Origin of the sequence: Nonomuraea sp. K271 (assembly GCF_009908215.1) — a bacterium.
GTDB lineage: Bacteria > Actinomycetota > Actinomycetes > Streptosporangiales > Streptosporangiaceae > Nonomuraea > Nonomuraea longispora.
Genome location: NZ_JAAAHR010000037.1, coordinates 36078 through 58174, shown reverse-complemented (window position 1 = coordinate 58174; position 22097 = coordinate 36078). Strand labels below are relative to the sequence as shown.

General features: G+C 69.9%; 27 protein-coding genes, 1 tRNA gene and 1 pseudogene. 15 read left to right on the top strand and 14 right to left on the bottom strand.

Features of this window, described 5'->3' with window-relative positions; genetic code table 11:
• Positions 1-192: 192 nt before the first annotated feature.
• The 5 genes from rplA to GUY59_RS15770 all read right to left on the bottom strand — a co-directional run bounded on the left by rplA (position 193) and on the right by GUY59_RS15770 (position 2770).
• Positions 193-912, bottom strand: a complete 720-nt coding sequence (gene rplA, locus GUY59_RS15790) for a 50S ribosomal protein L1 (RefSeq protein WP_132335274.1) — start codon at positions 910-912, stop codon at positions 193-195.
• Positions 913-975: 63 nt separating this feature from the next.
• Positions 976-1407, bottom strand: a complete 432-nt coding sequence (gene rplK, locus GUY59_RS15785) for a 50S ribosomal protein L11 (RefSeq protein ID WP_132335276.1) — start codon at positions 1405-1407, stop codon at positions 976-978.
• Positions 1408-1527: 120 nt separating this feature from the next.
• Entirely contained in the window at positions 1528-2292 is a 765-nt protein-coding gene (gene nusG, locus GUY59_RS15780) for a transcription termination/antitermination protein NusG (protein WP_138208626.1), read from the bottom strand.
• 81 nt (positions 2293-2373) lie between these two features.
• The gene (gene secE, locus GUY59_RS15775) at positions 2374-2619 is read right to left on the bottom strand and encodes a preprotein translocase subunit SecE (RefSeq protein WP_165959763.1); all 246 of its coding nucleotides are present in this window, start codon (positions 2617-2619) and stop codon (positions 2374-2376) included.
• A gap of 78 nt (positions 2620-2697) precedes the next feature.
• Positions 2698-2770: transfer RNA gene (locus GUY59_RS15770), tRNA-Trp, on the bottom strand.
• A 178-nt stretch (positions 2771-2948) separates the two neighbouring features.
• On the opposite strand from GUY59_RS15770, the gene GUY59_RS15765 reads away from it, so the two are divergent.
• Positions 2949-4157 (top strand): pyridoxal phosphate-dependent aminotransferase, encoded by a 1209-nt coding sequence (locus GUY59_RS15765; RefSeq protein WP_138208625.1) that lies wholly within the window; start codon positions 2949-2951, stop codon positions 4155-4157.
• 16 nt (positions 4158-4173) lie between these two features.
• Here GUY59_RS15765 and GUY59_RS15760 read toward each other — a convergent pair whose 3' ends face one another.
• Both GUY59_RS15760 and GUY59_RS15755 read right to left on the bottom strand, forming a co-directional pair.
• A complete protein-coding gene (locus tag GUY59_RS15760) occupies positions 4174-4725 on the bottom strand; it encodes a hypothetical protein (RefSeq protein ID WP_138208624.1) in 552 nt (183 codons plus the stop codon).
• 43 nt (positions 4726-4768) lie between these two features.
• On the bottom strand, positions 4769-5434 hold the full coding sequence (locus GUY59_RS15755; protein ID WP_161714558.1) for a hypothetical protein: 666 nt from the start codon (positions 5432-5434) through the stop codon (positions 4769-4771).
• A 92-nt stretch (positions 5435-5526) separates the two neighbouring features.
• Between GUY59_RS15755 and GUY59_RS15750 the strand changes: the two genes are divergently transcribed.
• Complete coding sequence (locus GUY59_RS15750) at positions 5527-6561, top strand: adenosine deaminase (protein WP_138201207.1); 1035 nt, start codon at positions 5527-5529, stop codon at positions 6559-6561.
• Here GUY59_RS15750 and GUY59_RS15745 read toward each other — a convergent pair.
• Positions 6547-7299 carry a hypothetical protein gene (locus GUY59_RS15745; RefSeq protein ID WP_138201208.1) on the bottom strand — a complete coding sequence of 251 codons (753 nt, stop codon included), beginning with the start codon at positions 7297-7299 and terminating at the stop codon, positions 6547-6549. The two genes, GUY59_RS15750 and GUY59_RS15745, sit on opposite strands and share 15 nt — an antisense overlap.
• Entirely contained in the window at positions 7286-7825 is a 540-nt protein-coding gene (locus GUY59_RS15740; protein ID WP_138201241.1) for an RNA polymerase sigma factor, read from the bottom strand. Before GUY59_RS15740 ends, GUY59_RS15745 begins: the two co-directional genes overlap by 14 nt.
• 125 nt (positions 7826-7950) lie before the next feature.
• On the opposite strand from GUY59_RS15740, the gene GUY59_RS15735 reads away from it, so the two are divergent.
• Positions 7951-8694 carry a class I SAM-dependent methyltransferase gene (locus GUY59_RS15735; protein ID WP_132637921.1) on the top strand — a complete coding sequence of 248 codons (744 nt, stop codon included), beginning with the start codon at positions 7951-7953 and terminating at the stop codon, positions 8692-8694.
• A 37-nt stretch (positions 8695-8731) separates the two neighbouring features.
• Here the strand turns inward: GUY59_RS15735 and GUY59_RS15730 are convergent, their stop codons facing one another.
• The 5 genes from GUY59_RS15730 to GUY59_RS15710 all read right to left on the bottom strand — a co-directional run bounded on the left by GUY59_RS15730 (position 8732) and on the right by GUY59_RS15710 (position 14387).
• Positions 8732-9619 carry a carbohydrate ABC transporter permease gene (locus tag GUY59_RS15730; RefSeq protein WP_236667189.1) on the bottom strand — a complete coding sequence of 296 codons (888 nt, stop codon included), beginning with the start codon at positions 9617-9619 and terminating at the stop codon, positions 8732-8734.
• Positions 9619-10503: a carbohydrate ABC transporter permease gene (locus tag GUY59_RS15725; RefSeq protein WP_236667188.1), complete on the bottom strand. Its 885-nt coding sequence runs from the start codon at positions 10501-10503 to the stop codon at positions 9619-9621. Before GUY59_RS15725 ends, GUY59_RS15730 begins: the two co-directional genes overlap by 1 nt.
• A gap of 3 nt (positions 10504-10506) precedes the next feature.
• Complete coding sequence (locus GUY59_RS15720; protein WP_138201243.1) at positions 10507-11760, bottom strand: extracellular solute-binding protein; 1254 nt, start codon at positions 11758-11760, stop codon at positions 10507-10509.
• A gap of 207 nt (positions 11761-11967) precedes the next feature.
• A complete protein-coding gene (locus tag GUY59_RS15715) occupies positions 11968-13839 on the bottom strand; it encodes an acyl-CoA dehydrogenase family protein (RefSeq protein ID WP_138201209.1) in 1872 nt (623 codons plus the stop codon).
• A gap of 56 nt (positions 13840-13895) precedes the next feature.
• Positions 13896-14387: a hypothetical protein gene (locus GUY59_RS15710; protein WP_138201210.1), complete on the bottom strand. Its 492-nt coding sequence runs from the start codon at positions 14385-14387 to the stop codon at positions 13896-13898.
• Positions 14388-14545: 158 nt separating this feature from the next.
• Between GUY59_RS15710 and GUY59_RS15705 the strand changes: the two genes are divergently transcribed.
• From GUY59_RS15705 to GUY59_RS15650, 12 genes and pseudogenes are all read left to right on the top strand, one after another.
• On the top strand, positions 14546-15685 hold the full coding sequence (locus GUY59_RS15705) for a sensor histidine kinase (RefSeq protein ID WP_138201211.1): 1140 nt from the start codon (positions 14546-14548) through the stop codon (positions 15683-15685).
• Positions 15682-16369: pseudogene (locus GUY59_RS15700) on the top strand (response regulator). Before GUY59_RS15705 ends, GUY59_RS15700 begins: the two are co-directional and overlap by 4 nt.
• 179 nt (positions 16370-16548) lie before the next feature.
• Entirely contained in the window at positions 16549-17181 is a 633-nt protein-coding gene (locus GUY59_RS15695) for a hypothetical protein (protein WP_138201212.1), read from the top strand.
• 5 nt (positions 17182-17186) lie between these two features.
• On the top strand, positions 17187-18425 hold the full coding sequence (locus GUY59_RS15690) for an SRPBCC family protein (protein ID WP_138201245.1): 1239 nt from the start codon (positions 17187-17189) through the stop codon (positions 18423-18425).
• A gap of 36 nt (positions 18426-18461) precedes the next feature.
• Positions 18462-18869, top strand: a complete 408-nt coding sequence (gene gvpJ / locus GUY59_RS15685) for a gas vesicle protein GvpJ (protein WP_132335302.1) — start codon at positions 18462-18464, stop codon at positions 18867-18869.
• A 1-nt stretch (position 18870) separates the two neighbouring features.
• Complete coding sequence (locus tag GUY59_RS15680; protein WP_138201213.1) at positions 18871-19686, top strand: GvpL/GvpF family gas vesicle protein; 816 nt, start codon at positions 18871-18873, stop codon at positions 19684-19686.
• Complete coding sequence (locus tag GUY59_RS15675; RefSeq protein WP_138201214.1) at positions 19686-19925, top strand: gas vesicle protein GvpG; 240 nt, start codon at positions 19686-19688, stop codon at positions 19923-19925. Before GUY59_RS15680 ends, GUY59_RS15675 begins: the two co-directional genes overlap by 1 nt.
• 4 nt (positions 19926-19929) lie before the next feature.
• Complete coding sequence (gvpO, locus tag GUY59_RS15670) at positions 19930-20313, top strand: gas vesicle protein GvpO (protein WP_138201215.1); 384 nt, start codon at positions 19930-19932, stop codon at positions 20311-20313.
• Positions 20310-20729: a gas vesicle protein GvpJ gene (gene gvpJ / locus GUY59_RS15665; protein ID WP_138201216.1), complete on the top strand. Its 420-nt coding sequence runs from the start codon at positions 20310-20312 to the stop codon at positions 20727-20729. The genes gvpO and gvpJ (GUY59_RS15665) overlap by 4 nt, the downstream gene beginning before the upstream one ends.
• The gene (locus GUY59_RS15660; protein WP_138201217.1) at positions 20719-21501 is read left to right on the top strand and encodes a GvpL/GvpF family gas vesicle protein; all 783 of its coding nucleotides are present in this window, start codon (positions 20719-20721) and stop codon (positions 21499-21501) included. Before gvpJ (GUY59_RS15665) ends, GUY59_RS15660 begins: the two co-directional genes overlap by 11 nt.
• Positions 21498-21701 carry a gas vesicle protein gene (locus tag GUY59_RS15655; RefSeq protein WP_132335314.1) on the top strand — a complete coding sequence of 68 codons (204 nt, stop codon included), beginning with the start codon at positions 21498-21500 and terminating at the stop codon, positions 21699-21701. Before GUY59_RS15660 ends, GUY59_RS15655 begins: the two co-directional genes overlap by 4 nt.
• The gene (locus GUY59_RS15650) at positions 21691-22008 is read left to right on the top strand and encodes a gas vesicle protein K (RefSeq protein ID WP_132335316.1); all 318 of its coding nucleotides are present in this window, start codon (positions 21691-21693) and stop codon (positions 22006-22008) included. Before GUY59_RS15655 ends, GUY59_RS15650 begins: the two co-directional genes overlap by 11 nt.
• Positions 22009-22097: the final 89 nt, after the last annotated feature.

Below are 22097 nucleotides of genomic sequence, written 5' to 3'. Positions count from 1 at the left end.
CCACCCGGCCCTCCACGCCTCGGCCCTCCACCGCGCACCCCCGCCCCCGAGTCACCTCGTCCACGGTGCGCGCACGGAGCGCCACGTGACACGCAGAAAGGCAACACGCCGCGGCGGGCGAGGCGGTTATCCGGTGAAACGGAAGAGCCCCGCCCTGGGTCAGGGCGGGGCTCTTCGGTGGCGGGCGGGAGGTCAGGCCTCCAGGTCGGCCGTGAGGCCGCGGGTGACATTGGGGTCGACGGGGACGCCTGGGCCCATCGTCGTGGAGAAGGTGACCTTCTTCAGGTAGCGGCCCTTGGCCGCCGACGGCTTGAGACGCAGCACCTCGTCAAGGGCGGCGGCGTAGTTCTCCACGAGCTGGCGATCGTTGAACGACGTCTTGCCGATGATGAAGTGCAGGTTGGCCTGCCGGTCGGTGCGGAACTCGATCTTGCCGCCCTTGATCTCCGTCACGGCCTTGGCGACGTCGGGCGTCACGGTGCCGGTCTTGGGGTTGGGCATGAGACCACGCGGGCCGAGCACGCGGCCCAGGCGGCCGACCTTGCCCATGAGGTCGGGCGTGGCCACGACGGCGTCGAACTCGTTGAGCCGGTTGCCCTTGGAGATCTCGTCGATCAGCTCGTCGGCGCCGACGATGTCGGCGCCCGCCTCGCGGGCTGCCTCGGCACGGTCACCGGTCGCGAAGACCAGGACCCGGGCGGTCTTACCGGTGCCGTGCGGGAGGTTGACCGTGCCACGCACGATCTGGTCGGCCTTGCGAGGGTCGACGCCCAGCCGCAGCGCGACCTCGACGGTGGCGTCGAACTTGGTGGTCGACGTCTCTTTGGCCAGCTTCGCGGCGTCGGCGGGCGTGTAGAGCTTGTCGCTGTCGACCTTGGCGGCCGCGTCCTTGTGCGCCTTGCTGCGCTTCATTTTTGTGACTCCTGAGTGGTCCGCGGGCCCGGTGAGGGCCCTCCCACGAACGGGAAAAGGCTGTCAGTCGGCGATCGTGATGCCCATCGACCGGGCGGTGCCGGCGATGATCTTCTCGGCCGCCTCGACGTCGTTGGCGTTGAGGTCGGGCATCTTGGTCTCGGCGATGCTGCGCAGCTGCTCGCGGCTCAGCTTGCCGACCTTGTCGCGGTGCGGGACCGCGCTGCCCTTGTCGAGACCGAGAGCCTTCTTGATCAGCTCGGGCGCCGGCGGCGTCTTCGTGATGAAGGAGAAGCTGCGATCTTCGAAAATGGTGATCTCGACGGGGATGATGTTGCCCCGCTGGGCTTCCGTGGCAGCGTTGTACTGCTTCACGAAGTCCATGATGTTGACACCGTGGGGACCGAGGGCGGTGCCCACGGGCGGCGCCGGGGTCGCCTGACCGGCCGGCAGCTGCACCTTGACCAGTGCGGCGATTTTCTTCTTCGGAGGCATGAGTCCTTCTCCGGGTCCTGATTGCGATGCTTGCCGGACTGCGGATGCAGCCCTGACATGTCGGAAGGCCACCCCTCGCGACAGGGCGGCCAGCCGAACGTCTAAGTGTAGGTGATCGTCCTAGATCTTCGAGACCTGGTTGAACGAGAGCTCGACGGGAGTCTCGCGGCCGAAGATCGAGACGAGCACCTTGAGCTTCTGCGACTCGGGGCTGATCTCGCTCACCGAGGCGGGCAGCGTGGCGAAGGGGCCGTCCATGACCGTGACCGACTCGCCGATCTCGAACTCGACGGTCGGGCCCGTGGTCGTCTTGGCCGCGGCCTTCTTGCTCTCCTCGGTCGGCTCCGGCGCGAGCAGCTTGGCGACCTCGTCGAGGCTGAGCGGGCTCGGCTTGTTGGACAGGCCCACGAAACCGGTCACACCGGGGGTGTTGCGGACGGCGGCCCACGACTCGTCGGTCAGCTCCATGCGCACCAGCACATAGCCGGGCAGCACGCGCTCCTTGACCGGGACCTTCTTGCCGCTCTTGAACTCCTGGACGGTGTGCGTCGGCACCTCGACCTGGTAGATGTAGTCCTCCATGTTGAGCGAGACGTTGCGGCTCTCGATGTTGGACTTCACCCGGTTCTCGTAGCCCGCGTAGGAGTGGATGACGTACCACTCGCCGGGCAGGCCGCGCAGGGAGCTCTTGAACTCCTCGACCGGATCGATGTCAGGAAGAACAGCACCGTCGTCGACGGCGGAAGCCTCGACATCGGCCGCCTCGTCGCTCTCCGCGACCTCGGCCTCGGAGACGGCCGGCTCGGCGGTCTCCTCGGCGGCTTCTTCCAGCTCGTCGCCCCACTCGCCGCGGGGCTCCTCGGCCGGAACTGAAGACTCGGACACGGTGACTCTTCCTCTTTCGTCTTGTCGTTTGCTCTCGTATCGAATGGCGACTCCGTCAGACGACACCGGCCGGGGTCTCGATCAGGCTCCGCCGAAGACCCGCAGAACCAACCATCCCAGGCCGCTGTCGAGCCCGTAAACGATCGCAACCATGATCAGAACGAATATCAGAACGACCGTCGTATAGGTGACGAGGTCCTTGCGTGTCGGCCAGATGACCTTGCGGAGCTCGTTGACGACCTGCCGGTAGAACAGGGCAGGTGAAGTGCGTGTCTTCTTCTCGCCACCCGGCTTGCCTGCGGTCTCGCCGCGCGTGTCGATCGCCACAGTCCTCACCCGAATCAGTCGTATCCAACGCAGTTTTGCGGCGCGCTTACACGCCCATTATTGCGCGGACCGCACTCGCAGGGCACGAGGGACTCGAACCCCCAACCGCCGGTTTTGGAGACCGGTGCGCTACCAATTGCGCCAGTGCCCTATGTCATCGACCAGACTACCCTGATCGACTCACTGCCTGGACCGAACCGCTCGCCGACATGCGGCGGAAGGACCATGCGAAAGCATACGGGGGAATGCCTGCCACGTCGAACCAAATCCCGCTGGCCCAGGTCAGGCGGGCGTGTGGCCTGCGAAGTGCCCCGTGGGAGCATGGTCGCATGTCCACCCGATCCCGCATCTCAGCGAGAATTTCCGCGATCTCCGAGTCGGCCACGCTGGCCGTCGACGCCAAGGCCAAGGCCATGAAGGCGGCCGGACGTCCCGTCATCGGATTCGGGGCGGGCGAGCCCGACTTCCCGACACCCGGCTACATCGTCGAGGCGGCGGTCGAGGCGGCCCGCGACCCGCGCTTCCACAAGTACACCCCGGCCGGCGGCCTGCCCGAGCTCAAGCAGGCCATCGCCGCCAAGACGCGGCGCGACTCGGGCTATGAGGCCGAGGCGTCGCAGGTGCTGGTCACCAACGGCGGCAAGCAGGCCGTCTACGAGGCGTTCGCGACCCTGCTCGACCCCGGCGACGAGGTCATCGTCGTGGCTCCCTACTGGACGACCTACCCCGAGGCGATCAAGCTGGGAGGGGGCAGGCAGGTCAGCGTGGTGACCGACGAGTCCACCGGCTACCTGGTGAGCGTCGAGCAGTTGGAGGCGGCGCGCACCGAGCGGACGAAGGCGCTGCTGTTCGTCTCGCCGTCCAACCCGACGGGCGCCGTGCACTCGCGCGAGGAGACGGTGGCGATCGGCCGCTGGGCCGCCGAGCACGGGCTGTGGGTGGTCACCGACGAGATCTACGAGCACCTCGTGTACGGCGGCGCCGCGTTCACCAGCATCGCCACGGTCGTCCCCGAGCTGGGCGACCGGGTCGTGATCCTCAACGGCGTGGCCAAGACGTACGCGATGACGGGCTGGCGCGTGGGCTGGCTCATCGGCCCGTCCGACGTGGTCAAGGCGGCGACCAACCTGCAGTCGCACGCCACCTCCAACGTCTCCAACGTCGCCCAGATGGCCGCGCTGGCCGCGGTTTCGGGGGATTTGTCCGCGGTGGCGGAGATGCGGGCGGCCTTCGACCGGCGGCGCCAGACGATGGTCCGTATGCTCAACGAGATCCCGGGCGTGTTGTGCCCGGAGCCAAAGGGGGCGTTCTACGCATACCCCTCTGTCAAGGAGCTGCTCGGCAAGGAGGTGCGCGGCCGCAGGCCCGCGTCGTCCGGCGAGCTGGCCGAGCTGATCCTGGAGGAGGCCGAGGTCGCGGTGGTGCCCGGCGAGGCGTTCGGCACCCCGGGATATTTCCGCCTTTCCTACGCGCTGGGCGACGACGACCTCGTCGAGGGCGTCAGCCGGCTGGGCAAGCTGCTGGCCGAGGCCCGCTGAGACCCGCTGAGGTCGTTCACTGGTCGACCTGCTGCGCGATCTCGGCGGCGAGCGGCCTGATCTCGGCGGCTAGGCCGGGGGTCGCGCCGATGTAGACGGCGGTGCCCGGCCGCTCCAGCCACATGAAGTTGCGCAGGCCGTTGCGCGTGGTCCAGTGGAGCGCCGGTTTGCCCCAGTACGCGCTCAGCGTCGACCTGGCCACCAGTGTCACGAACTGCTCGGCGGTGTGCACGCCGCACACCACGCCGACATAGAGGCGCTCGTCGTTGTCCTGCCAGGCCAGGCCCTTGACCTTGAGCCGCCGTTTGAGCGATTCGAGGCGGGTGAACGAGCCCGCCCGCGCCAGACCGGCAGGCGAGGCGGACACGTGCACATCGACAGAGCCGCAGGTCAACGCGATGGTGGGGCGCTGGGTGTCCGGTTCCGGGGGCGGCGATGCCGAGCGGACCGGCCGGCTGCCCGCGTCGACGGGGGTGTCCGTCGGCCGCGCCTGGGCGACGAGGTCGTCGCAGGCGGCCAGCCCCGGCACGAGCCCGCACACGAGGAGCACGGCTGCCGTACGCCGCATCGACGACCCCCATGACGCGAATGAATATGCCGGGTAAGGACTTTCAGTCTCCTACAGGAGCTCTGGCCGAGGTCGCAATAGTGAGCAGTTCGCCGGCGAGGGAGTCGCTGACCTTGATCCACACGCCGGTGCCGGCCCGTTCCAGCCACACGAGCACCCGTCCGCCGCCCGGGTGCTCGCCCACCACGGCGGGCCTGCCGCGCACGGTGATGGGCCTGGCGTCGCGCACCGCGAACCGCTCGCGGTAGCGCGCCCAGCCGGCCGCCACGGCGCCGTGCTCGACCCGGACCTCGACGTGGTCGTGCGCCGCGGACCACCTGGCCCAGCGGCCCTCGACGCCCGGGTAGGGCCCGATCGTTCCCCCGCCGCCGCGCGCGAGTCCCGTGGGCAGGTAGGTGAGCCAGAAGTCGTCGGAGACCACAGCGAGTGCGGGCGCCGCGGCCCGCCTGACGGGTACGGCCGCCCCTACCCCGCCCGCCTGGTCCGCCGCGGGCGTGGGGTCCGCGGGAGTGCCTGGCGGGGTCGCGGGCGTGCGGCCGTCCGCCGGGGAGGGCACGGGGGCGGGCTGAGGGGTCTCCATGTCGGCACGCGGAGGCCGTCCGTACCCTGAGGTGAAAAGGCCGTAAATGATGAGGGCCGTCGCCGCGAACGCGAACGCCGCCAGCGCCGCGCGCCATCCCTGCCCACCGGGCCGCACCTCGGGGATCATTTCTCGATGATCCCCCGTGCCGTCTGCCGCGTACCGCGTGTTCCCGCAGACTCCTGCCGCGATCTTTTCGGCCCCGGTGGCAAAATATGCGGATGCCAAGGCCCCTGCACGCGCTTCCCAAGGCGCACCTTCACCTGCACTTCACCGGCTCGATGCGCCACTCGACGCTGATCGAGCTGGCCAGGGACCAGGGCCTGCACCTGCCCGACGCGCTGGAGCAGGACTGGCCGCCGAAGTTGCGCGCCACCGACGAGCGCGGGTGGTTCAGGTTCCAGCGGCTGTACGACATCGCGCGGTCCGTGCTCACCCGCCCGGAGCACGTCTACCGGCTGCTCGCCGAGACGGCCGAGGACGAGGTGGCGGCCGGGTCGCGATGGCTGGAGATCCAGGTCGACCCGTCGGGGTACGCTACCCGGTTCGGCGGGCTGACGGCCACGCTGGAGCTGATGCTCGATGCGGCGGGTCGGGCGGCCGAGCGCGCCGGCATCGGGCTCGCCGTGATCGTGGCGGCCAACAGGATCCGGCATCCGCTCGATGCGAACACCCTGGCCAGGCTCGCCACCCAGTACGCCGGCAAGGTCGTCGGGTTCGGGCTGTCCAACGACGAACGGCGGGGGGCGGCGCGCGACTTCGAGCGGGCGTTCAGGATCGCCAAACGCGGCGGACTGCTGGCCGTGCCGCACGGAGGCGAGCTGATGGGGTCGCGCAGCGTGGCGCAGTGCGTCGACGACCTGGGAGCCGACCGCGTCGGCCACGGGGTGCGGGCGGCCGAGGACCAGTGGCTGATGCAGCGGCTGGCCGACCGGCAGATCTGCTGCGAGATCTGCCCTTCGTCCAACGTGGGGCTCGGCGTGGCCGAGCGGGACGCGGACGTGCCGTTGCGGCGGTTGTTCGACGCGGGGGTGCCCATCGCGCTCGGCGCCGACGACCCGCTGCTGTTCGGCACGCGGCTGTTGCGACAGTACGAGCTGGCCAGGGAGGTGCACGGCTTCAGCGACGCCGAGGTGGCCGAGCTGGCGCGGCAGTCCGTACGGTCGTCGACGGCTCCCGAGGCGGTGCGCAAGGAGCTGCTGCAGGGCGTGGACGACTGGCTGGCGAGCCCGCCCGCTCCCTCACCCGCCGAGTGACGTGGCGACGGCGACCGCCTCGTCCACGTCGCCCGCGCCCTCCAGCCGGTAGTTGAGGGTTCCCTGCTGCCAGACGAGCGTGGGGGCCGCCTGGCGCAGCGGCACGTGGGTACCGTCCTGGCGCCTGATGTAGCCGAGCGGGTGCTCGCCGGGCACCCACCAGGCGTCGTACGCGCCCATCATGACGTGGTCGGGCCCCGGCGGGCCGAGCTGCTTGTAGAAGTACGGTCCCACCGTGCCGCTGAACTGGTCGAGCCGGATGCCGCCCGGCCAGAGCATCGACACCAGCCTGCCGTGGTCGGCGACCGTGATCCGTTGCGGTTCCCCCAGCCTGGCCGGGACCTTGACCGTGAAGTCCACCAGCTCGGGAAGGTCGGCCCGGGACACCGTCCGCTCGGCGGGCAGTGGCGTACGGGAGGTGACCGGTTCGGGCGGGGTGTCGCCGATCGCCATCTCGATCCCGGCGAAGCGCAGGATCGTCGCCACGGCGGCGCGGCCTTGGGGGGTGGCGGCGGTGACGGCGAGGACGGCCACGACGACGGCGGCCACGATTTTCCACCGCGCCCGCCTCCTGCCGGGGCGCCGCGGGCCGGAGGGCGTGGGGGCCTCGGATGGCGGTTCGAGGCGGGCGCGGACGGCGGCGGCAACGTCGGAGGGAGGCGGGCCGGGGACGTCGACGAGGTCGCCGAGCGCCAGCAGGTCGGCTTCGAGGTCGTCGTACGGCTCAGGCGAGTTCATTGCCCACCACCTCCCTCAGCCGGGCCAGCCCTCGATGGGTGCTGGACTTGACGGTGCCGACGGGCCACCCGAGCACCTGCGCGGTCTCCGCCTCGCTCAGCTGCAGGAAATACCGGCAGCTGACGGCCTGGCGTTCCCGTTCGGGCAGGTCGCGCACCGCCGCGAGGAGCCGCGCGCGGCGGTCGGCGGCCACGGCGGCGCCTTCGGGGTCGTCCGGCGCGGCCGTCTCGGCGGTCGTGCCGAGCCGGAGCGCCAGCTCCGACCTGCGCCCCCGCGATCTGGTCAGGTTGTGCGTCTCGTTGGCGACGATGCGCAGCAGCCACGGGCGGAACGGCGCGTCCCTGCGGAAACCGCTCAGGTGCCGGAACGCCTTGACGAACGCCTCCTGCACGACGTCCTGGGCTTCGTCGCCCGCGCCCAGCATGACGGCGGTACGGTGGGCGAGCGCACTGTAGCGCGTGACCAGCGCTTCGTAAGCGGCGAGGTCACCGGTGAGCGAGCGCGCGATCGCCTCGTCGTCGTCCATGGCAGGGTCAGATTCCATCGCATATGGGCGGCGCGCGGAAGGGTGTTTCGCCGTTCAGGTGACCGTGGCCGCTGATCGGGGCACTAGACTCGGGCAATCCATCAGCCCCTAGAAGGAACGGGATTATGTCTTCTGGGTATGACCGTGTAGTACAACCGGCGGCCGGTGACGAGGCCCTGGAGAACCACCTGGGTGGGGACGAGGCCAAGAACTATCGGCAGTACGAGTTCGACATGGTCGCCCCGCATGTCGGGCGTTCGATGCTGGAGATCGGCTCGGGGCTGGGTCATTTCGCCGAGCAGTTCCTGCCGCGGCTCGACCGGCTCGTCGTGAGCGACTTCGACCCCTACTGCGTCGAGCAGTTGGAGAAGCGGTTCGCGGGCCGTGACGAGATCGATGTTCTGCAGTTCGGGCTGCCCACCGACATCCCGCTCGAGAACAAGGTCGACACCGTCGTCATGATGAACGTCCTGGAGCACATCGAGGACGACGCCGAGGCGCTGCGTTCGCTGGCCCGTGTCACGTTGCCGGGCGGGCGGATCATCATCTGGGTGCCGGGCTACATGCAGCTTTATGGTGACTTCGACCGCAAGGTGGGTCACGTACAGCGCTACACGCCCAAGACGCTGGGCACCGCGGTCGCCAAGGCCGGCCTCGACGTCGAGGTGCTCAAGCCGATCAACTTCCTGGGCGGCATCGCCTGGTGGGCGGCCGTGCGCCGGGGCGGCGTCGGCTATCCCGACCCGCGCCTGGTCAAGGTCTACGACCGCACGGTGGTCCCGCTGACCCGCTTCATCGAGCGGTTCGTGCGCCCGCCGTTCGGCCAGACGGTGTTCTGCGTCGCGCGGGTGCCCAAGCCCAAGCAGTGACGGCGAGCCCGGCCGCGGACCACGGCCGGGACACGCGTCACTTGATGGACCCGGCGGTCAGCCCGCCGACCACCTTCCGTTCGATCAGCGCGAAGAGGACGATCACGGGGATGGTGGCGATCACGGAGCCGGCGAACAGGTTCTGCCAGTCGACCTGATATTGGCCGATGAACGAGTTGAGCGCCACGGTCAGCGGCTGGTTCTCCGGGGTCGTCGTCAGGGTCAGCGCGACCACGAACTCGTTCCACGCGGCGATGAACGTGAAGATCAGCGCCGTGATCACGCCCGGCAGGGCCAGCGGCAGGGTGATCCTGAACAACGCGCCGAACCGCCCGTTGCCGTCGATGAACGCCGCCTCCTCCAGCTCGCGCGGGATCGAGGCGAAGTACGCGTTCAGGATCCACACCGCGAACGCCAGATTGAACCCGCCGTTGACGAGGATCAGCGACCAGATCGAGTCGACCAGCCCGAACTGGTAGAACTCGCGGTATATGCCGACCAGCATGGCGGTGGGCTGGAACATCTGGGTGATCAGCACGAGGATCAGGAACGCCGTACGCCCCCTGAACCTGTGCCGGGCCGAGTAGTAGGCGGCCGGCAGCGCCACCAGGAGCACCAGCACCGTCGAGCCCGCGGCCACCTTCAGCGTCACCCACAGGTTGCCGGCCAGGCCGCTGGTCCAGAAGTTGGCGAGGTTGGACCACACCCACTCCTCGGGCCAGAACGACACCTCGCGCAGCGAGTTCTGGGAGCGCAGTGAGGTGAGCAGCATGACCACGTACGGGAACAGGAACAGGAACGAGATGACGTACGCGGCGGCCGCGACGATCACGGTCTTGAGCTTCGGCAGGCGGCGCGGCGCTCCGCGGTCGGGCCGGAGGTCGGGGCGGGGCCTGGTGCGGGCCGGCATGGTCCTGACAGCCATCACGTGACCTCCTTGTTCCAGCGGGAGACCTTGAGGAAGATCACGGTCAGCACGATCACCATGCCGAAGTTGACCACGGACATGGCCGCCGACTCGCCGATGTCGGAGCCCTTGAGGATGAACATGAAGATCGTGGACGTGGCCGTCGAGTAGCCCGGCTGCCCGTGGGTCATGGCCCAGATGATCGGGAAGCTGTTGAAGACGTTCATGACGTTGATCAGGGCGGCCACGGTGAGCGCGGGGCGCAGCAGCGGCAGCGTGATCGACCAATAGGTACGCAGCCGGCCCGCGCCGTCCATCCTGGCCGCCTCGTAGACGTCGGACGGGATCGTCGCCAGGCCGGCCAGCAGCGCGTACGTGGTGAACGGCACCGACACGAACACCGCGACGAACACCAGCCACGGCATGGCCGTGGAGGCGTCGCCGAGCTGGTCGGCCGCCGCCCCGCCCATGGCGTCGATCAGCCCGAGTTTCATGCGGAGCTGGTTGATCACGCCGACCTCGGGGTCGAGCATCCACTTGAAGATGATCGCCGTCATCAGCACCGACGCGGCCCAGGGCGCGATCAGCGCCCACCGCGCGATCTTGCGCAGCGGGAAATGCTGGTTGAACAGCTGCGCCAGCGCCAGCGAGATCAGCACGGTGAGCACGACGACCGCGACCACCCAGATCACGCTGCGGACCATGATGTCGGCGAAGTCCTTCTCGCCGAACAACTTCTCGTAGTTCGCCAGGCCGTTGCCGCCCTGGACGATGCCGAACCGGCTGATCTTGAGGAACGATGACCTGATCATCTCGATCACGGGCCAGAGCACGACCACCGCGATCAGCAGCACGGCCGGCCCCACCCACGCGAGGGGCTCCAGGGCGCGCAACCTTCTCATGAGCTAGCCGGCCGCTTCTGCCGTCTTCTGGAGTTCGCCGAGGACCTTGGCCGGGTCGTCCTTGACGGCCCCGCCGATGGTCTGCTTGATCGCCGGATTCACCGTGGCCCACTTCGGGTCCTGGAACGGGTAGAAGCTGGCGTTCGGCAGCGCGTCGAGGAACGGCTTGAGCTTCTCGTCACCCGACAGCTTCTCGATGCCGCCGTTGGTGACGGGCAGCAGTTTGTACGTGTCGGAGATCTTCTGGGCGGCGCTGCCCGTGTAGAAGAAGTCGAAGAACTTCTTGATCTCGGCGGCGTGGCCGTTCTTGTTGAACGCCATGATCCAGTCCATGACGCCGAGCGTGGTGTCGAGCGGGCCGGTCTTGCCGGGGATCGGCACGACGCCGTAGTTCTTCAGGCCGGCGGCGTCGAAGATCGGGATGGACATGGGGCCGCCGTTGACCATGCCGACCTTGCCCGCGCCGAAGTCCTCCCAGACCGTCTTGCGGTCCTTGGTCCCCGGGTTGGGAGTGGTCAGGCCGGCCTCGACCAGGCCCTTCATGTAGGTGAACGTCTCGACGTTCTGCGGCGAGTCGATCGCCCACTTGCCGGAGTCGTCCTTGTAGCCGCCGCTGTTGCCGAGCATCCACAGGAACGACTCGGCCTGGGCCTCCTCCTGGCCGAGCGGCAGGCCGAACGGCTGCGTGACGCCGGCCTCCTTGAGCTTGCCCGCGGCGGCCTTGAGCTCGTCCCACGTCTTCGGCGGCTCCTTGATGCCGGCCTTGTCGAAGAGGTCCTTGTTGTAGAACAGGGCTCGGGCGGAGGAGACGAACGGGATGCCGTACTGCGTCCCGTCGACCTTGCCGAACTCCGCGAACTTCTCCAGCATGTCGCCGGAGACGTTGGGCGAGAGCACCTCGTCGACCTTGTGCAGCAGGCCGTCCTTGACGAAGCCGGAATAGTCGCCGGTCTGCAGGATATCGGGCACCTGACCGTTCTGGATCATGGTGGCGACCTGGTTGTCGATGTCGTTCCAGTTGATGACCTGGACGTCGACCTTGATGGTGGGGTTGGCGGCCTGGAACTCGTCGACGACGCCCTTCCAGAACGTCTCGCCCGAGTTGGGCTTGCCGGGGCCGTCGCCGTAGTCGGCGGCGACCATCTTCAGCGTGACCTGGCCGTCGCCCGACCCCTGGTCGTCGCCGCCGCCCGATCCGCAACTGGACAGGACCAGCACCGTGGCGAGGCCGAGAGCGGCGCCGCCCGCAAGCTTCATCTTCACTGGAGATACCGCCTTCTCGTCGGACGGGTGACGCTGGTCCGTACCAGCCAACGGACCCCGCCCAGGGTTGGGGGCGCGCGAGCCACAGCTCCACGCGTTTGCGTCACTGTAAGCCTGAGATCCGCAACCGGTCTATACCGGTTCATCTCAGTTCGACAACACTCAATCCCGAGAAAGCTCACATCCGGTCTAGACCGGTTGTCAGAGAATTTTTCTCCGTACGTTCTCCCCGCCCTCCGGCGCGCCGATCCACGGCCCCTCGATGGACGGGTCGAGCACGCCCTCCTCCAGGAAGTCGTAGCGGCCGTCGAGCACGTATCCGGCCAGCCGTACGTCCTCGTGGTCGCTGTTGTCCCACAACCGGGCGAACAGCGCGTCGACGCGGCGTCGGGCCTGGTGGCAGAAGGTGTCGGCGAGCTCGTACGGGCGCCGCCCGAGGTCCTTCGCGTCCTCCTCCGCCTTGACGCAGACGGCCGTCATGGCGAACAACTCGGCACCGATGTCCACGATCCGGCCCAGGAAGGCCTGCTTGTGCTCCAGCCCGCCCTGCCAGCGGGACATGCCGTAGAAGGTGGAGCGGGCCAACTTCCTGCTGGTCCGCTCGACGAAGCGCAGGTGGGCGGAGAGCGGGCCGAAGCCGGCGTACGCGGCGGGCAGGTTGCCGGAGCCGGCCACCAGCGTCGGCAGCCACCTGGCGTAGAAGCGGCCGGCCCGGCGCAGGGCCTGGGCGCGCTCCTGGCGGGAGGCGTCGGGGTTGATCAGCTCGCCGGCCGCCGACAGGTGGGCGTCCACCGCCTCCCGCGTGATCATCAGATGCATGATCTCCGACGAACCCTCGAAGATGCGGTTGATGCGGGAGTCGCGCAACATCTGCTCGGCGGGCACGCCGCGCTCGCCCCGGGCGGCCAGCGACTCGGCGGTCTCGTAGCCGCGCCCGCCCCGCATCTGGACCAGCTCGTCGAGCACCTGGTACGACAGCTCGGAGGAGAACAGCTTGGCCAGCGCCGCCTCGATCCTGATGTCGGTGCGCTGGTCGTCGGCCATGCGGCTGGTGAGCTCGCAGACGGCTTCGAGCGCGTACGCGGTGGCCGCGATGAAGGCGATCTTCGTGGCCACCGCCTCGTGCCTGCCGACCTTGCGCCCCCACTGGACACGTTCGTTGCCCCACTCGCGGGCGATCTTGACGGCCCACTTGGCGTTCCCCGCGCACGTCGCCGGCAACGACAGGCGGCCGGTGTTGAGGGTGGTGAGCGCGATCTTGAGCCCCTGGCCCTCCTTGCCGATCAGGTTCCTGGCGGGCACCCTGACCTGGGAGAACTCGGTGACGCCGTTCTCGATGCCGCGCAGGCCCATGAATCCGTTGCGCCGCCTGACCGTGATGCCCGGCGAGTCGGCCTCGACCACGAACGCGCTGATCCTCTTGCCGGTTCTCGCCATGACCACGAGCAGGTCGGCGACGACGCCGTTCGTCGTCCACAACTTGACGCCGTCGAGCACGTAGTCGTCGCCGTCGCGGACGGCCGTGGTCGACAGGCGGGCCGGATCGGAGCCGACGTCGGGCTCGGTCAGCAGGAACGCCGAGATCTCGCCCCTGGCGCACCTCGGCAGGAACTCGCGTTTCTGCTCCTCCGTGCCGAACAACTTGAGCGGCTGCGGCACCCCGATCGACTGGTGCGCCGACAGCAGCGTGGCCAGCGCGGGGCAGTACGAGCCGACGAGGATGAGCGTGCGGCAGTAGTACAGGTACGGCAGCCCGAGCCCGCCGTACTCCTTGCCGATCGTGATCCCGAACGCGCCGAGCTCCGCCAGCCCTTTGACCACCTCGTCGGGCACCTGCGCGGTCCGCTCGATGAGCGCGGGGTCGACCTCCGTGTCCAGGAAGCGGCGCATCGCCCGGACGAACTCCTCACCCCGCCTGGCCGCGTCGCCGGGCAGGGCGGGCACCGGATGCACCAGGTCCACCCGGAAGTCCCCGAGGAAGAGCTGCTTGGCGAAGCTGGGCCGCGTCCACTCCGTCTCGCGCGCCTGCTCGCCGACCTCTCTGGACTCCGCGTACTTGGCGTGCTCGGTCATGGAACCTCCCGGCGTTGGGCCGTCCTGTGGTAGAAGTACTGCCCGCTTGAAGGCGTCTATCGCCCTATTTCGTACGGCGAACACGCCCATGGGCGGCGGAACACCGCCAAGGAGACCAGCAGCACGATCACGAGAATCGCCGCCCCGCCGTCGGTGACCACCGTCGGGAGCAGCCCCGCCGAGCCGTACAGGTCGAGGCTGGCCTCGTAGACCTCCGGCGGGATCATCCCGAACGTCCCCGCGGCCTGACCCAGGTTCACCGCGAGCACCACCCAGAAAACCCAGGTCCAGCCGCGCGGCGCCAGCAGGCCGAGCGCGTTCCCGGCGATGAACGCGACTCCCACCCCGCGCAGGAACGTCAGCGCGCCGGGGGCGGCGCCGGCCGCCTCCGCGGCGCTCAGCCCGGCCAGGCGCATGCTGTGCCTGATCATCTCCAGGTCGATGATCAGGAAGGTCTGCAGCGCGGTGCCCAGGGCGAAGAGGGCCGACGCCGCGGCGGTGAGGAGCTGCAGGCGTCGGGTCCAGGGCGTGGGAACGTTTCTCGTCATGCCTGTCAACGGTGACGGCGCGCGCCGGGGAGATCGTCCTGCCGGGGAAGGCATTCGGCCTACCGCGGGGGAAGGCTTTACGCCGGTCGCGGCGGGCGCGTACCACGAGGGAAGTACGCCGGGCCGCCGGCCGCGCGAGGCTCGGCTAGCGTGACGGCATGACCAGGTGGACGACGGACACGGCGGCCGACGCCGTGGTCTGCGTCGCCCTCGCCGCCGGGCTCGTCGCGGGCAGCCTGGCCGTGGCCAGGACCGGCGAGGAGCGGGCGCTCGACCCGCTGGGTTGCGCGCTGCTGCTGGCCGCCGCGCTGCCGCCGGCCTGGCGGCGCACGCGCCCGATCCCCGTGGCGCTGGTTTCGGCGACGGCCTGCGTGGCCTACTACGCCCTGCTCTACCCGGGCATCTTCGCCGCCGCGCCCGTGCTGCTGGCCGTCTACACCGTGGTCGCGCTCGGCCGCCTGCCGGAGGGCGTGGTCGTGGCGGTCGCCTTCGACGCGGCGCTCTACCTCGCCGTCGCGGTGCCGCACGGCGCGTACGCGGTGTTCGACGGGGTGTGGTGGACCGCCGGGTTCCTCGCCGCGGTCGTGGTGATCGGGCACATGGTGGCGACCCACCGGGCCTACCTGCGGGAGGTTGAGCTCCGGGCGGCCGAGGCGGAGCGGACCCGTGAGGAGGCGGCGCTGCGCCGGGCCGGCGAGGAACGGTTGTGGATCGCGCAGGAACTGCACGACACGCTCACGCACACCATCTCCGTCATCAACGTCCAGGCCGGGGCCGCCTCGCACCTGCTCGCCAAGGGCGACCCCGCGCCGGCGGGCGACGCGCTGGCGGCGATCAGGGCGTCGAGCCAGGAGGCCATGCGGGAGCTGCGCGCCACGCTGGGGGTGCTGCGCCGGGTCGACGACGGAGGCGATCCGGGGCTGGCCAGGCTGCCGGAGCTGGTCGAACGGGCGCGGCGGGCCGGGCTGCCCGTCACGTACGAGGTGCTGGGCAAGCCCAGGCCGCCGGCCGAGGGGGCCGATCTGGCCGCGTACCGCATCGTGCAGGAGGCGCTGACCAACGTGCTCAAGCACGCGGGCACGCCCGTCACCACCGTGACCGCCGAATATCACGGCGACACGGTCACGCTCCGGGTCACGGACGACGGGGAGCCGGTGGACGACAGGCCGGGTCACGGGATGGGGCTGATCGGCATGCGGGAACGCGCGGTCGCGGCCGGCGGGTTCCTGTCGGCGGGCCGCGGGCCGGACGGCGGCTTCCGGGTCGAGGCCGAGCTGCCGCTGGCGGGTACGGCATGATCCGCGTGCTGCTCGCCGACGACCAGCCGCTGATCAGAGGCGGGTTCAAGGCGATGCTCGACGCCGAGCCCGACATCGAGGTGGTCGCCGAGGCGGGGGGACGGCGGCCTGGCGGTCGAGCGGACGCGTGAGGCGCTGCCCGACGTGGCGCTGATCGACATCAGGATGCCCCTGCTCGACGGCATCGCGGCCACCCGGCGGATCGCCGCCGATCCCGCGCTCGCGTCGGTCCACGTGGTGATCCTCACCAACTACGCGGTCGACGAGTACGTCTTCGCGGCACTGCGGGCCGGCGCCGGCGGGTTCCTGGTCAAGGACATCGAGCCCGCCGAGCTCATCCATGCCGTCAGGGTGGCCGCCAGGGGCGACGCGCTGCTCGCCCCTGCCGTGACGCGCGGGCTGATCGAGCAGTTCGTCGCCACGCCGCCCCGGCCGGTCGCGCCGCCGGAACTGGGCGCGCTCACCGGGCGGGAGCGCGAGGTCATGACGCTGGTCGCCGCCGGCCTGTCGAACGAGGAGATCGCCGATCACCTGACGATCAGCCACCTCACCGCGAAGACCCACGTCAGCCGGGCCATGACGAAACTGGGCGCCCGCGATCGCGCCCAGCTCGTCGTGTACGCGTACGAGTCGGGCCTGGTCACCCCCGGGCGGCGGGCAGGGGACGGCGGGCGCTCAGCCTGAGCATCCCCAGCGCCACGAGGCCGGCACGGCGACCACCTGCTGCCTCCTCCATAACTCCTGGGCCCTAAAGCCTACAAATGCCCGCTTTATGTGGATATGCGTTTCCTTATCCCTCCCTCGGGCACGGGGGGATCAACCGGCCAGGTGTCGGTCTCCCCGAACACGAAGGAGCGCACGCCATGAGTGATAGGGCCAGAGTGGCGCTGGCTCTCGCCGCGGGTTACTACCTCGGCCGGCGTCACAAACTGCGCATGGCCGCCATGCTCGCCGCGGCGAGCGTCGCCGGCAAATACCGCAAGGGCGGCGGCGGACTGCTGGCGCAGGGAAGCAAGATTCTCGGGTCATCTCCGGAGATCGACGAACTGACCGGCCGGCTGCGCGGCCAGATCATGGACGTCGGCAAGGCCGCCGTCATGGCCGCGGCCACCCGGCAGATCAACTCGCTCACCGAGAAGCTCCAGGAGCGGACCGAGTCCCTCCAGAGCGACGAGCGCGACGAGCGCGACGAGCGCGACGAAAACGACGAGCGGGACCAGCCCGGCGAGCCCGAGGACGAGTACGCCGGGGACGAGGAGGACGAGTACTCCGAGGACGAGAGGGACGACGAGGACGCCCAGGAAGAGGACCAGGACGAGGATTCCGAACCGGTCGATGAGGCTGCCGAGCCCGAGGACGCGGAGGAGACGTCCGAGCGGGAGGAGGAGCCCGAGCCGCGCCGCGCCCGGACGTCCCGTTCCCACCAGGGCACGCAGGCCCGCAAGCCGGGCACCGGCCGCAGGCGTCCCTCGCCCGTGACGAGGACGGCGGGGTGAGCGCGATGACCGAGGCGGCGAAGGGCGGACCGATCCGCAGAGCAGCCGGCCAGGCAGGCAAGGCCGGGCGCGAGGGCGCAGGCCGCGTGGGCAGGACGGCGCAGGCGGCCGGGCAGAAGGCGAAGCAGGCCGGCGAGCAGGCGGGCGGCGGGGGCAACCCGGTCAAGTCCGGGCTGCGCAAGCTCGGCCAGGCGGCAACGCATTACGCGCTGTCGTCCGTGACGAACAAGGTCGAGGGCCTGACCGGGCGGCTGTCCGACTTCGCGGAGGGCAGCGGCGGCAATCTGCTCGGCGCGGTCACCGGCAACGACTCATCGATCGGCGGTTCGGCTGTGGCAGGTGCGGCCAAGGGCGCGCTGAAAGGCGCCGTGGGCAAGGTGGGCGGCAAGGGCAAGGGCGGCAAGAAGCTCAAGGTCACCAACATCGTCGAGACCATCGACGTCGGCGCCCCGATCCGGGTGGTCTACAACCAGTGGACGCAGTTCGGAGATTTCCCCAGCTTCATGAAGAAGGTCGAGTCGGTCGACCAGGAGTCCGACGAGAAGCTCACCTGGAAGGCGCAGATCCTCTGGTCGCACCGCGAGTGGAAGTCCACCATCCACGAGCAGGTGCCTGATGAGCGCATCATCTGGCGCTCGGAGGGCGCGAAGGGGTACGTGGACGGCGCGGTGAGCTTCCACGAGCTCACCCCCGACCTGACGAGGATCGTGGTCGTCCTCGAATACCACCCGCAGGGCTTCTTCGAGGGCACCGGCAACCTCTGGCGTGCGCAGGGCCGCCGCGCCCGGCTGGAGCTCAAACACTTCGCCCGGCACGTCATGACCCAGGTCATGTTGCACCCGGACGAGATCGCCGACGGCGGCTGGCGCGGCGAGATCCGCGACGGCGAGGTGGTCAAGGACCACGACACGGCCGTACAGGAGGAACAGGACTCCGCCGAGCAGGAAGAGGAGGAGCAGCCCGAGGACGAATACGAGGAGGAGCCCCGGAAGGGCGAACCCGAGGACGAATACGAGGAGGAGGAAGAGGAAGAGGAGCCCGAGGAAGAGCCCGAGGAAGAGCCTGAAGAGGAGCCTGAAGAGGAGCCTGAAGAGGAGCCCGAAGAGGAGCCCGAAGAGGAGCCCGAAGAGGAGCCCGAAGAGGAGCCCGAAGAGGAGCCCGAAGAGGAGCCCGAGGAAGAGGAGCGCCCCCGCGCCCGTCGGGCTCCCGTACGCCGCAGGGCGGCGAGCCGCAGCGGCGGCTGAGCCGTACCCCCATCCGAGAACCGTAAGGAGCCGGATATGACAGTGCAGCCGGCCTCAGGCGGAGTGGCGCAACGCCCCACCGCGACAGGCCTGGCCGACGTGATCGACAGCATCCTCGACAAGGGACTGGTCATCGACGCCTACGTCAGGGTCTCGCTGGTCGGCATCGAGTTGCTGACCATCGACGCGCGGATCGTCGTCGCCAGCGTCGACACCTATCTGCGCTATGCCGAGGCGGTGAACCGGCTCGATCTGTCGGAGTCCGGCGGCCAGGGACTGCCCGAGCTCATGCAGAACATGAAGCAGGGCATGGTCGCCGACAAGGGCAAGAACGCCGTCGAGGGCGTGCTCGAATCCGCGGCCGACAAGCTGGAGGGCCTGGTCGGAGGGTCAGAGGAAGATCAGGAACGGCAACCCGCCCGGCGGCGGAAGGGTGGTGGCTGACATGTCGACATCCGAGGCGACCGACCGGCACCAGCCGTCAGACGACGGGCAGCGGAGCGACCCGCGCGTCGGCACGTACGTCTACGGCATCGTCCCCGCGGACGTCGAGGAGACCGGCGACGCCCATGGGGTCGGCGGCCCGTCCGCGGAGGTGACGGTGGTCCGGCACGGCGACATCGCCGCGCTGGTCAGCGAACTTCGGCTGGACCGGCCGCTGGGCACGCCCGAGGACCTCATGGCCCACGAAGGGCTGCTGGACGCCGCCGCCGCCGAGGTGCCGGTGCTGCCCATACGCTTCGGCGCGGTCGTGACCGGCCCGGAGGCGGTCGTGGAGGAACTGCTCGCGCCGCACCACGACGAGTTCCAGGCGGCGCTCGAAGAGCTGGAAGGCCGGGCGGAGTACGTCATCAAGGGCCGCTACGTCGAGCGGGCCGTACTCACCGAGATCATGGACGAGCACCCTCAGCTGGCGCAGCTGCGCGAGCAGATCAAGGACCAGCCCGAGGAGGTGACCAGGGACGCGCGGATCCAGATCGGCGAGATCGTCGACCAGACGATCAACGCCAAGCGGGAGGCCGACACACAGGCGGCGCTCGACGCGGTCACGCCCGTCTCGGAGCTCACCTCGCTGCGCGACCCCAGCCACGAGCTGGACGCCGTGCACCTGGCGGTCCTCGTCGAGACGGACCGGCAGGACGAGCTGGAGCAGGTTCTGGACAAGATCGCGCAGCGCTGGGCAGGCCGGGTCGAGCTGCGCCTGCTCGGGCCGATGGCGGCGTACGACTTCATCGTGGCGCAGGGCGCCGGTGGCGGCTGATGGGGCTCATCAGCTCGTTGTTCACCTGGCCGCTCGCGCCGGTGCGCGGCGTGGTCCGGCTGGGTGAGCTGATCCAGGAGCAGGTCGAGCGGGAGCTGCACGACCCGGCGGTGGTGCGGCGGGAGCTCGAAGCGGTCGAGGAGGCAAGGAACGAGGGCCGCATGACGGAGGAGGAGGCCGCCCAGGCCATGGAGGAGATCCTCGCCAGGCTCACCGGCCTACCCGGGGAAGGAAGGTGATCGTGTGCCCGCCCAGCGAAGGGTCCGCCCACGGCGCCCTGCCGAGCAGGACGCCGAACCCGGCGAGCCCGTCGAGGACCAGCCCCCCGAGGACGAGGAGACTCCGCGCTCCCGCGCGAGCGGCCTGTCGGCCGGCTCCGCGGGCGCGACCGGGCAGCGACACATCGTCGAGCTGACCAGCAGGCAGTCCGAGGGGATCACGCTGGTGAAGCCGGAGGGCGACGGCTGGGTGGTGAACGTCGAAGTGGTGGAGGACCGCCGCATCCCGTCCTCGGGTGACATACTCGCGCTCTACCAGGTCGAGCTGGACGGCGAGGGCGAGCTGCGCTCGTACCGGAGGCTGCGCCGCTACCGGCGGGGCAGCGGCGACCAGGGGGAGGGCGGATGATGGAGCCGGCCCGACCGGCGGGACGCGCCTACCCGTCCTCGACGGGCGGCGGGCGCGAGCCGGCCAACCTGGGCGACATCCTGGAGCGGGTGCTCGACCGAGGTGTCATCATCGCGGGCGACATCCGGGTCAACCTCCTCGACATCGAGCTGCTGACGATCAAGTTGCGGCTGGTCGTCGCCTCGGTCGACACCGCCAAGGAGATGGGCATCGACTGGTGGGAGCACGACCCGTGGCTGACGGGAAAGGACCGCGGCCTGGAGGAGGAGAACCGCCGGCTGCGCAGGAGGCTCGCGGCCCTGGAGGAGGGCCGCTCCGCCCCTCCCTCCATCGAGGGGCACGTCGAGGAGGAGGACGAGGACGACGTCGAGCCCGCGCCGCGGCGGCGTGCGGGAAGGAGACGAGATGACGGGTGAGGCAGGCACGTACCTCTACGTGGTCGCGCGCGACTCCGGCGCCCCCTCCCCCGACGGCCTGACGGGGGTGGCGGGCACACCGGTGCGGGCGGTCGCCCATGCCGGGCTGGTCGCGTACGTGAGCACCGTGCCGCTGTCCCAGTTCGGGGAGGAGCCGCTCCGGCGATCCATGGAGGACCTGGACTGGCTCGACGAGACGGCCAGAGCGCACCACCACGTGGTCGAGGCGGTGGCGTCGGCGGTGCCCGCCGTACCTGTGCGGCTCGTCACCGTCTACAGCGGCGACGAGCAGGTCGCCGGCCTGCTGGAGGACCGGCACGACGCCTTCCGTCAGGCTCTCGACCGCATCACCGGCCGCCAGGAGTGGGGCGTGAAGGTCTACGCCGACCCGGCGGAGCAGGCCGAACCCGCCGCCGCCCAGGACCGTGCCGGCGCGGCGACCGGCCCGGGAGCGGCGTACCTGCGCAAACGCCAGGCGGGGCTGCGCAGCAGGGAGGAGGCGTGGCGGCGGGCGAGCGTACGCGCCGAGCAGGTTCACGAACGGCTGGCCTCCGTCGCGGTCGCCGGGCGCCGCCACCGGGCCCAGGACCCGCAACTGTCCGGGCGCAAGGAGTGGATGGTCCTCAACGGCGCCTACCTGGTCGACGAGGAACGGCACGCGGAGTTCGTACGGGCCGTCGACGAGCTGCGCCGCGAGGGCGGGGAACTGGAGCTGACCGGCCCGTGGGCACCGTACTCGTTCGCCACGCTGGACGAAGGGGGTGAACCATGACGTACGAGGAGCCCCGTGGGGCCCTGCTCGCCGAGGAAGGACGGCTGCCCGCCGAGCGGGTGGCGCTGGTGGATCTGCTCGACCGGCTGCTCGCCGGGGGCGTCGTGGTGAGCGGCGACCTCGTCCTGTCGATCGCCGACATCGACCTTGTACGCATCTCCATCCACGCCCTGATCACCTCGATCCGCGATGACGAGTGACCCCGTGGAGCCGGCCCGCCAGGCCAGGAAGCCGCGGCTGCGGATCGACACCGACGCGGAGGCGGTGGAGCGTGACCTGTCCCGGCTCGTGCTCACGCTGGTCGAGCTGCTGCGCCAGCTCGTGGAGCGGCAGTCCGTACGGAGGATGGAGCAGGGCGACCTGTCCGACGAGCAGATCGAGCAGCTCGGCATGACGCTGATGCGGCTGGAGGAGGCCATGGAGGAGCTCTGCGACCGGTTCGGCCTGGAGCCGTCGGACCTGAACCTCGACCTGGGCCCCCTCGGCAGCCTCCTGCCCAAGGATTAATCCGGTTGCGCGAGCCACCGGCGGCCCTCTAACTTCATGGGCATGCGCCTTTACCTGTGATTCGCCGGGCCTCCCACGGCCCGTGCGCA

Bases quoted from the DNA above. Each gene is read 5' to 3' on its own strand.
- rplA (WP_132335274.1), bottom strand. From the start codon at position 912: ATGAAGCGCAGCAAGGCGCACAAGGACGCGGCCGCCAAGGTCGACAGC.
- rplK (WP_132335276.1), bottom strand. From the start codon at position 1,407: ATGCCTCCGAAGAAGAAAATCGCCGCACTGGTCAAGGTGCAGCTGCCG.
- GUY59_RS15765 (WP_138208625.1), top strand. From the start codon at position 2,949: ATGTCCACCCGATCCCGCATCTCAGCGAGAATTTCCGCGATCTCCGAG.
- GUY59_RS15760 (WP_138208624.1), bottom strand. From the start codon at position 4,725: ATGCGGCGTACGGCAGCCGTGCTCCTCGTGTGCGGGCTCGTGCCGGGG.
- GUY59_RS15755 (WP_161714558.1), bottom strand. From the start codon at position 5,434: ATGATCCCCGAGGTGCGGCCCGGTGGGCAGGGATGGCGCGCGGCGCTG.
- GUY59_RS15750 (WP_138201207.1), top strand. From the start codon at position 5,527: ATGCCAAGGCCCCTGCACGCGCTTCCCAAGGCGCACCTTCACCTGCAC.
- GUY59_RS15745 (WP_138201208.1), bottom strand. From the start codon at position 7,299: ATGAACTCGCCTGAGCCGTACGACGACCTCGAAGCCGACCTGCTGGCG.
- GUY59_RS15740 (WP_138201241.1), bottom strand. From the start codon at position 7,825: ATGGACGACGACGAGGCGATCGCGCGCTCGCTCACCGGTGACCTCGCC.
- GUY59_RS15735 (WP_132637921.1), top strand. From the start codon at position 7,951: ATGTCTTCTGGGTATGACCGTGTAGTACAACCGGCGGCCGGTGACGAG.
- GUY59_RS15730 (WP_236667189.1), bottom strand. From the start codon at position 9,619: ATGGCTGTCAGGACCATGCCGGCCCGCACCAGGCCCCGCCCCGACCTC.
- GUY59_RS15725 (WP_236667188.1), bottom strand. From the start codon at position 10,503: ATGAGAAGGTTGCGCGCCCTGGAGCCCCTCGCGTGGGTGGGGCCGGCC.
- GUY59_RS15720 (WP_138201243.1), bottom strand. From the start codon at position 11,760: ATGAAGCTTGCGGGCGGCGCCGCTCTCGGCCTCGCCACGGTGCTGGTC.
- GUY59_RS15715 (WP_138201209.1), bottom strand. From the start codon at position 13,839: ATGACCGAGCACGCCAAGTACGCGGAGTCCAGAGAGGTCGGCGAGCAG.
- GUY59_RS15710 (WP_138201210.1), bottom strand. From the start codon at position 14,387: ATGACGAGAAACGTTCCCACGCCCTGGACCCGACGCCTGCAGCTCCTC.
- GUY59_RS15705 (WP_138201211.1), top strand. From the start codon at position 14,546: ATGACCAGGTGGACGACGGACACGGCGGCCGACGCCGTGGTCTGCGTC.
- GUY59_RS15695 (WP_138201212.1), top strand. From the start codon at position 16,549: ATGAGTGATAGGGCCAGAGTGGCGCTGGCTCTCGCCGCGGGTTACTAC.
- GUY59_RS15690 (WP_138201245.1), top strand. From the start codon at position 17,187: ATGACCGAGGCGGCGAAGGGCGGACCGATCCGCAGAGCAGCCGGCCAG.
- gvpJ (WP_132335302.1), top strand. From the start codon at position 18,462: ATGACAGTGCAGCCGGCCTCAGGCGGAGTGGCGCAACGCCCCACCGCG.
- GUY59_RS15680 (WP_138201213.1), top strand. From the start codon at position 18,871: ATGTCGACATCCGAGGCGACCGACCGGCACCAGCCGTCAGACGACGGG.
- GUY59_RS15675 (WP_138201214.1), top strand. From the start codon at position 19,686: ATGGGGCTCATCAGCTCGTTGTTCACCTGGCCGCTCGCGCCGGTGCGC.
- gvpJ (WP_138201216.1), top strand. From the start codon at position 20,310: ATGATGGAGCCGGCCCGACCGGCGGGACGCGCCTACCCGTCCTCGACG.
- GUY59_RS15660 (WP_138201217.1), top strand. From the start codon at position 20,719: ATGACGGGTGAGGCAGGCACGTACCTCTACGTGGTCGCGCGCGACTCC.
- GUY59_RS15655 (WP_132335314.1), top strand. From the start codon at position 21,498: ATGACGTACGAGGAGCCCCGTGGGGCCCTGCTCGCCGAGGAAGGACGG.
- GUY59_RS15650 (WP_132335316.1), top strand. From the start codon at position 21,691: ATGACGAGTGACCCCGTGGAGCCGGCCCGCCAGGCCAGGAAGCCGCGG.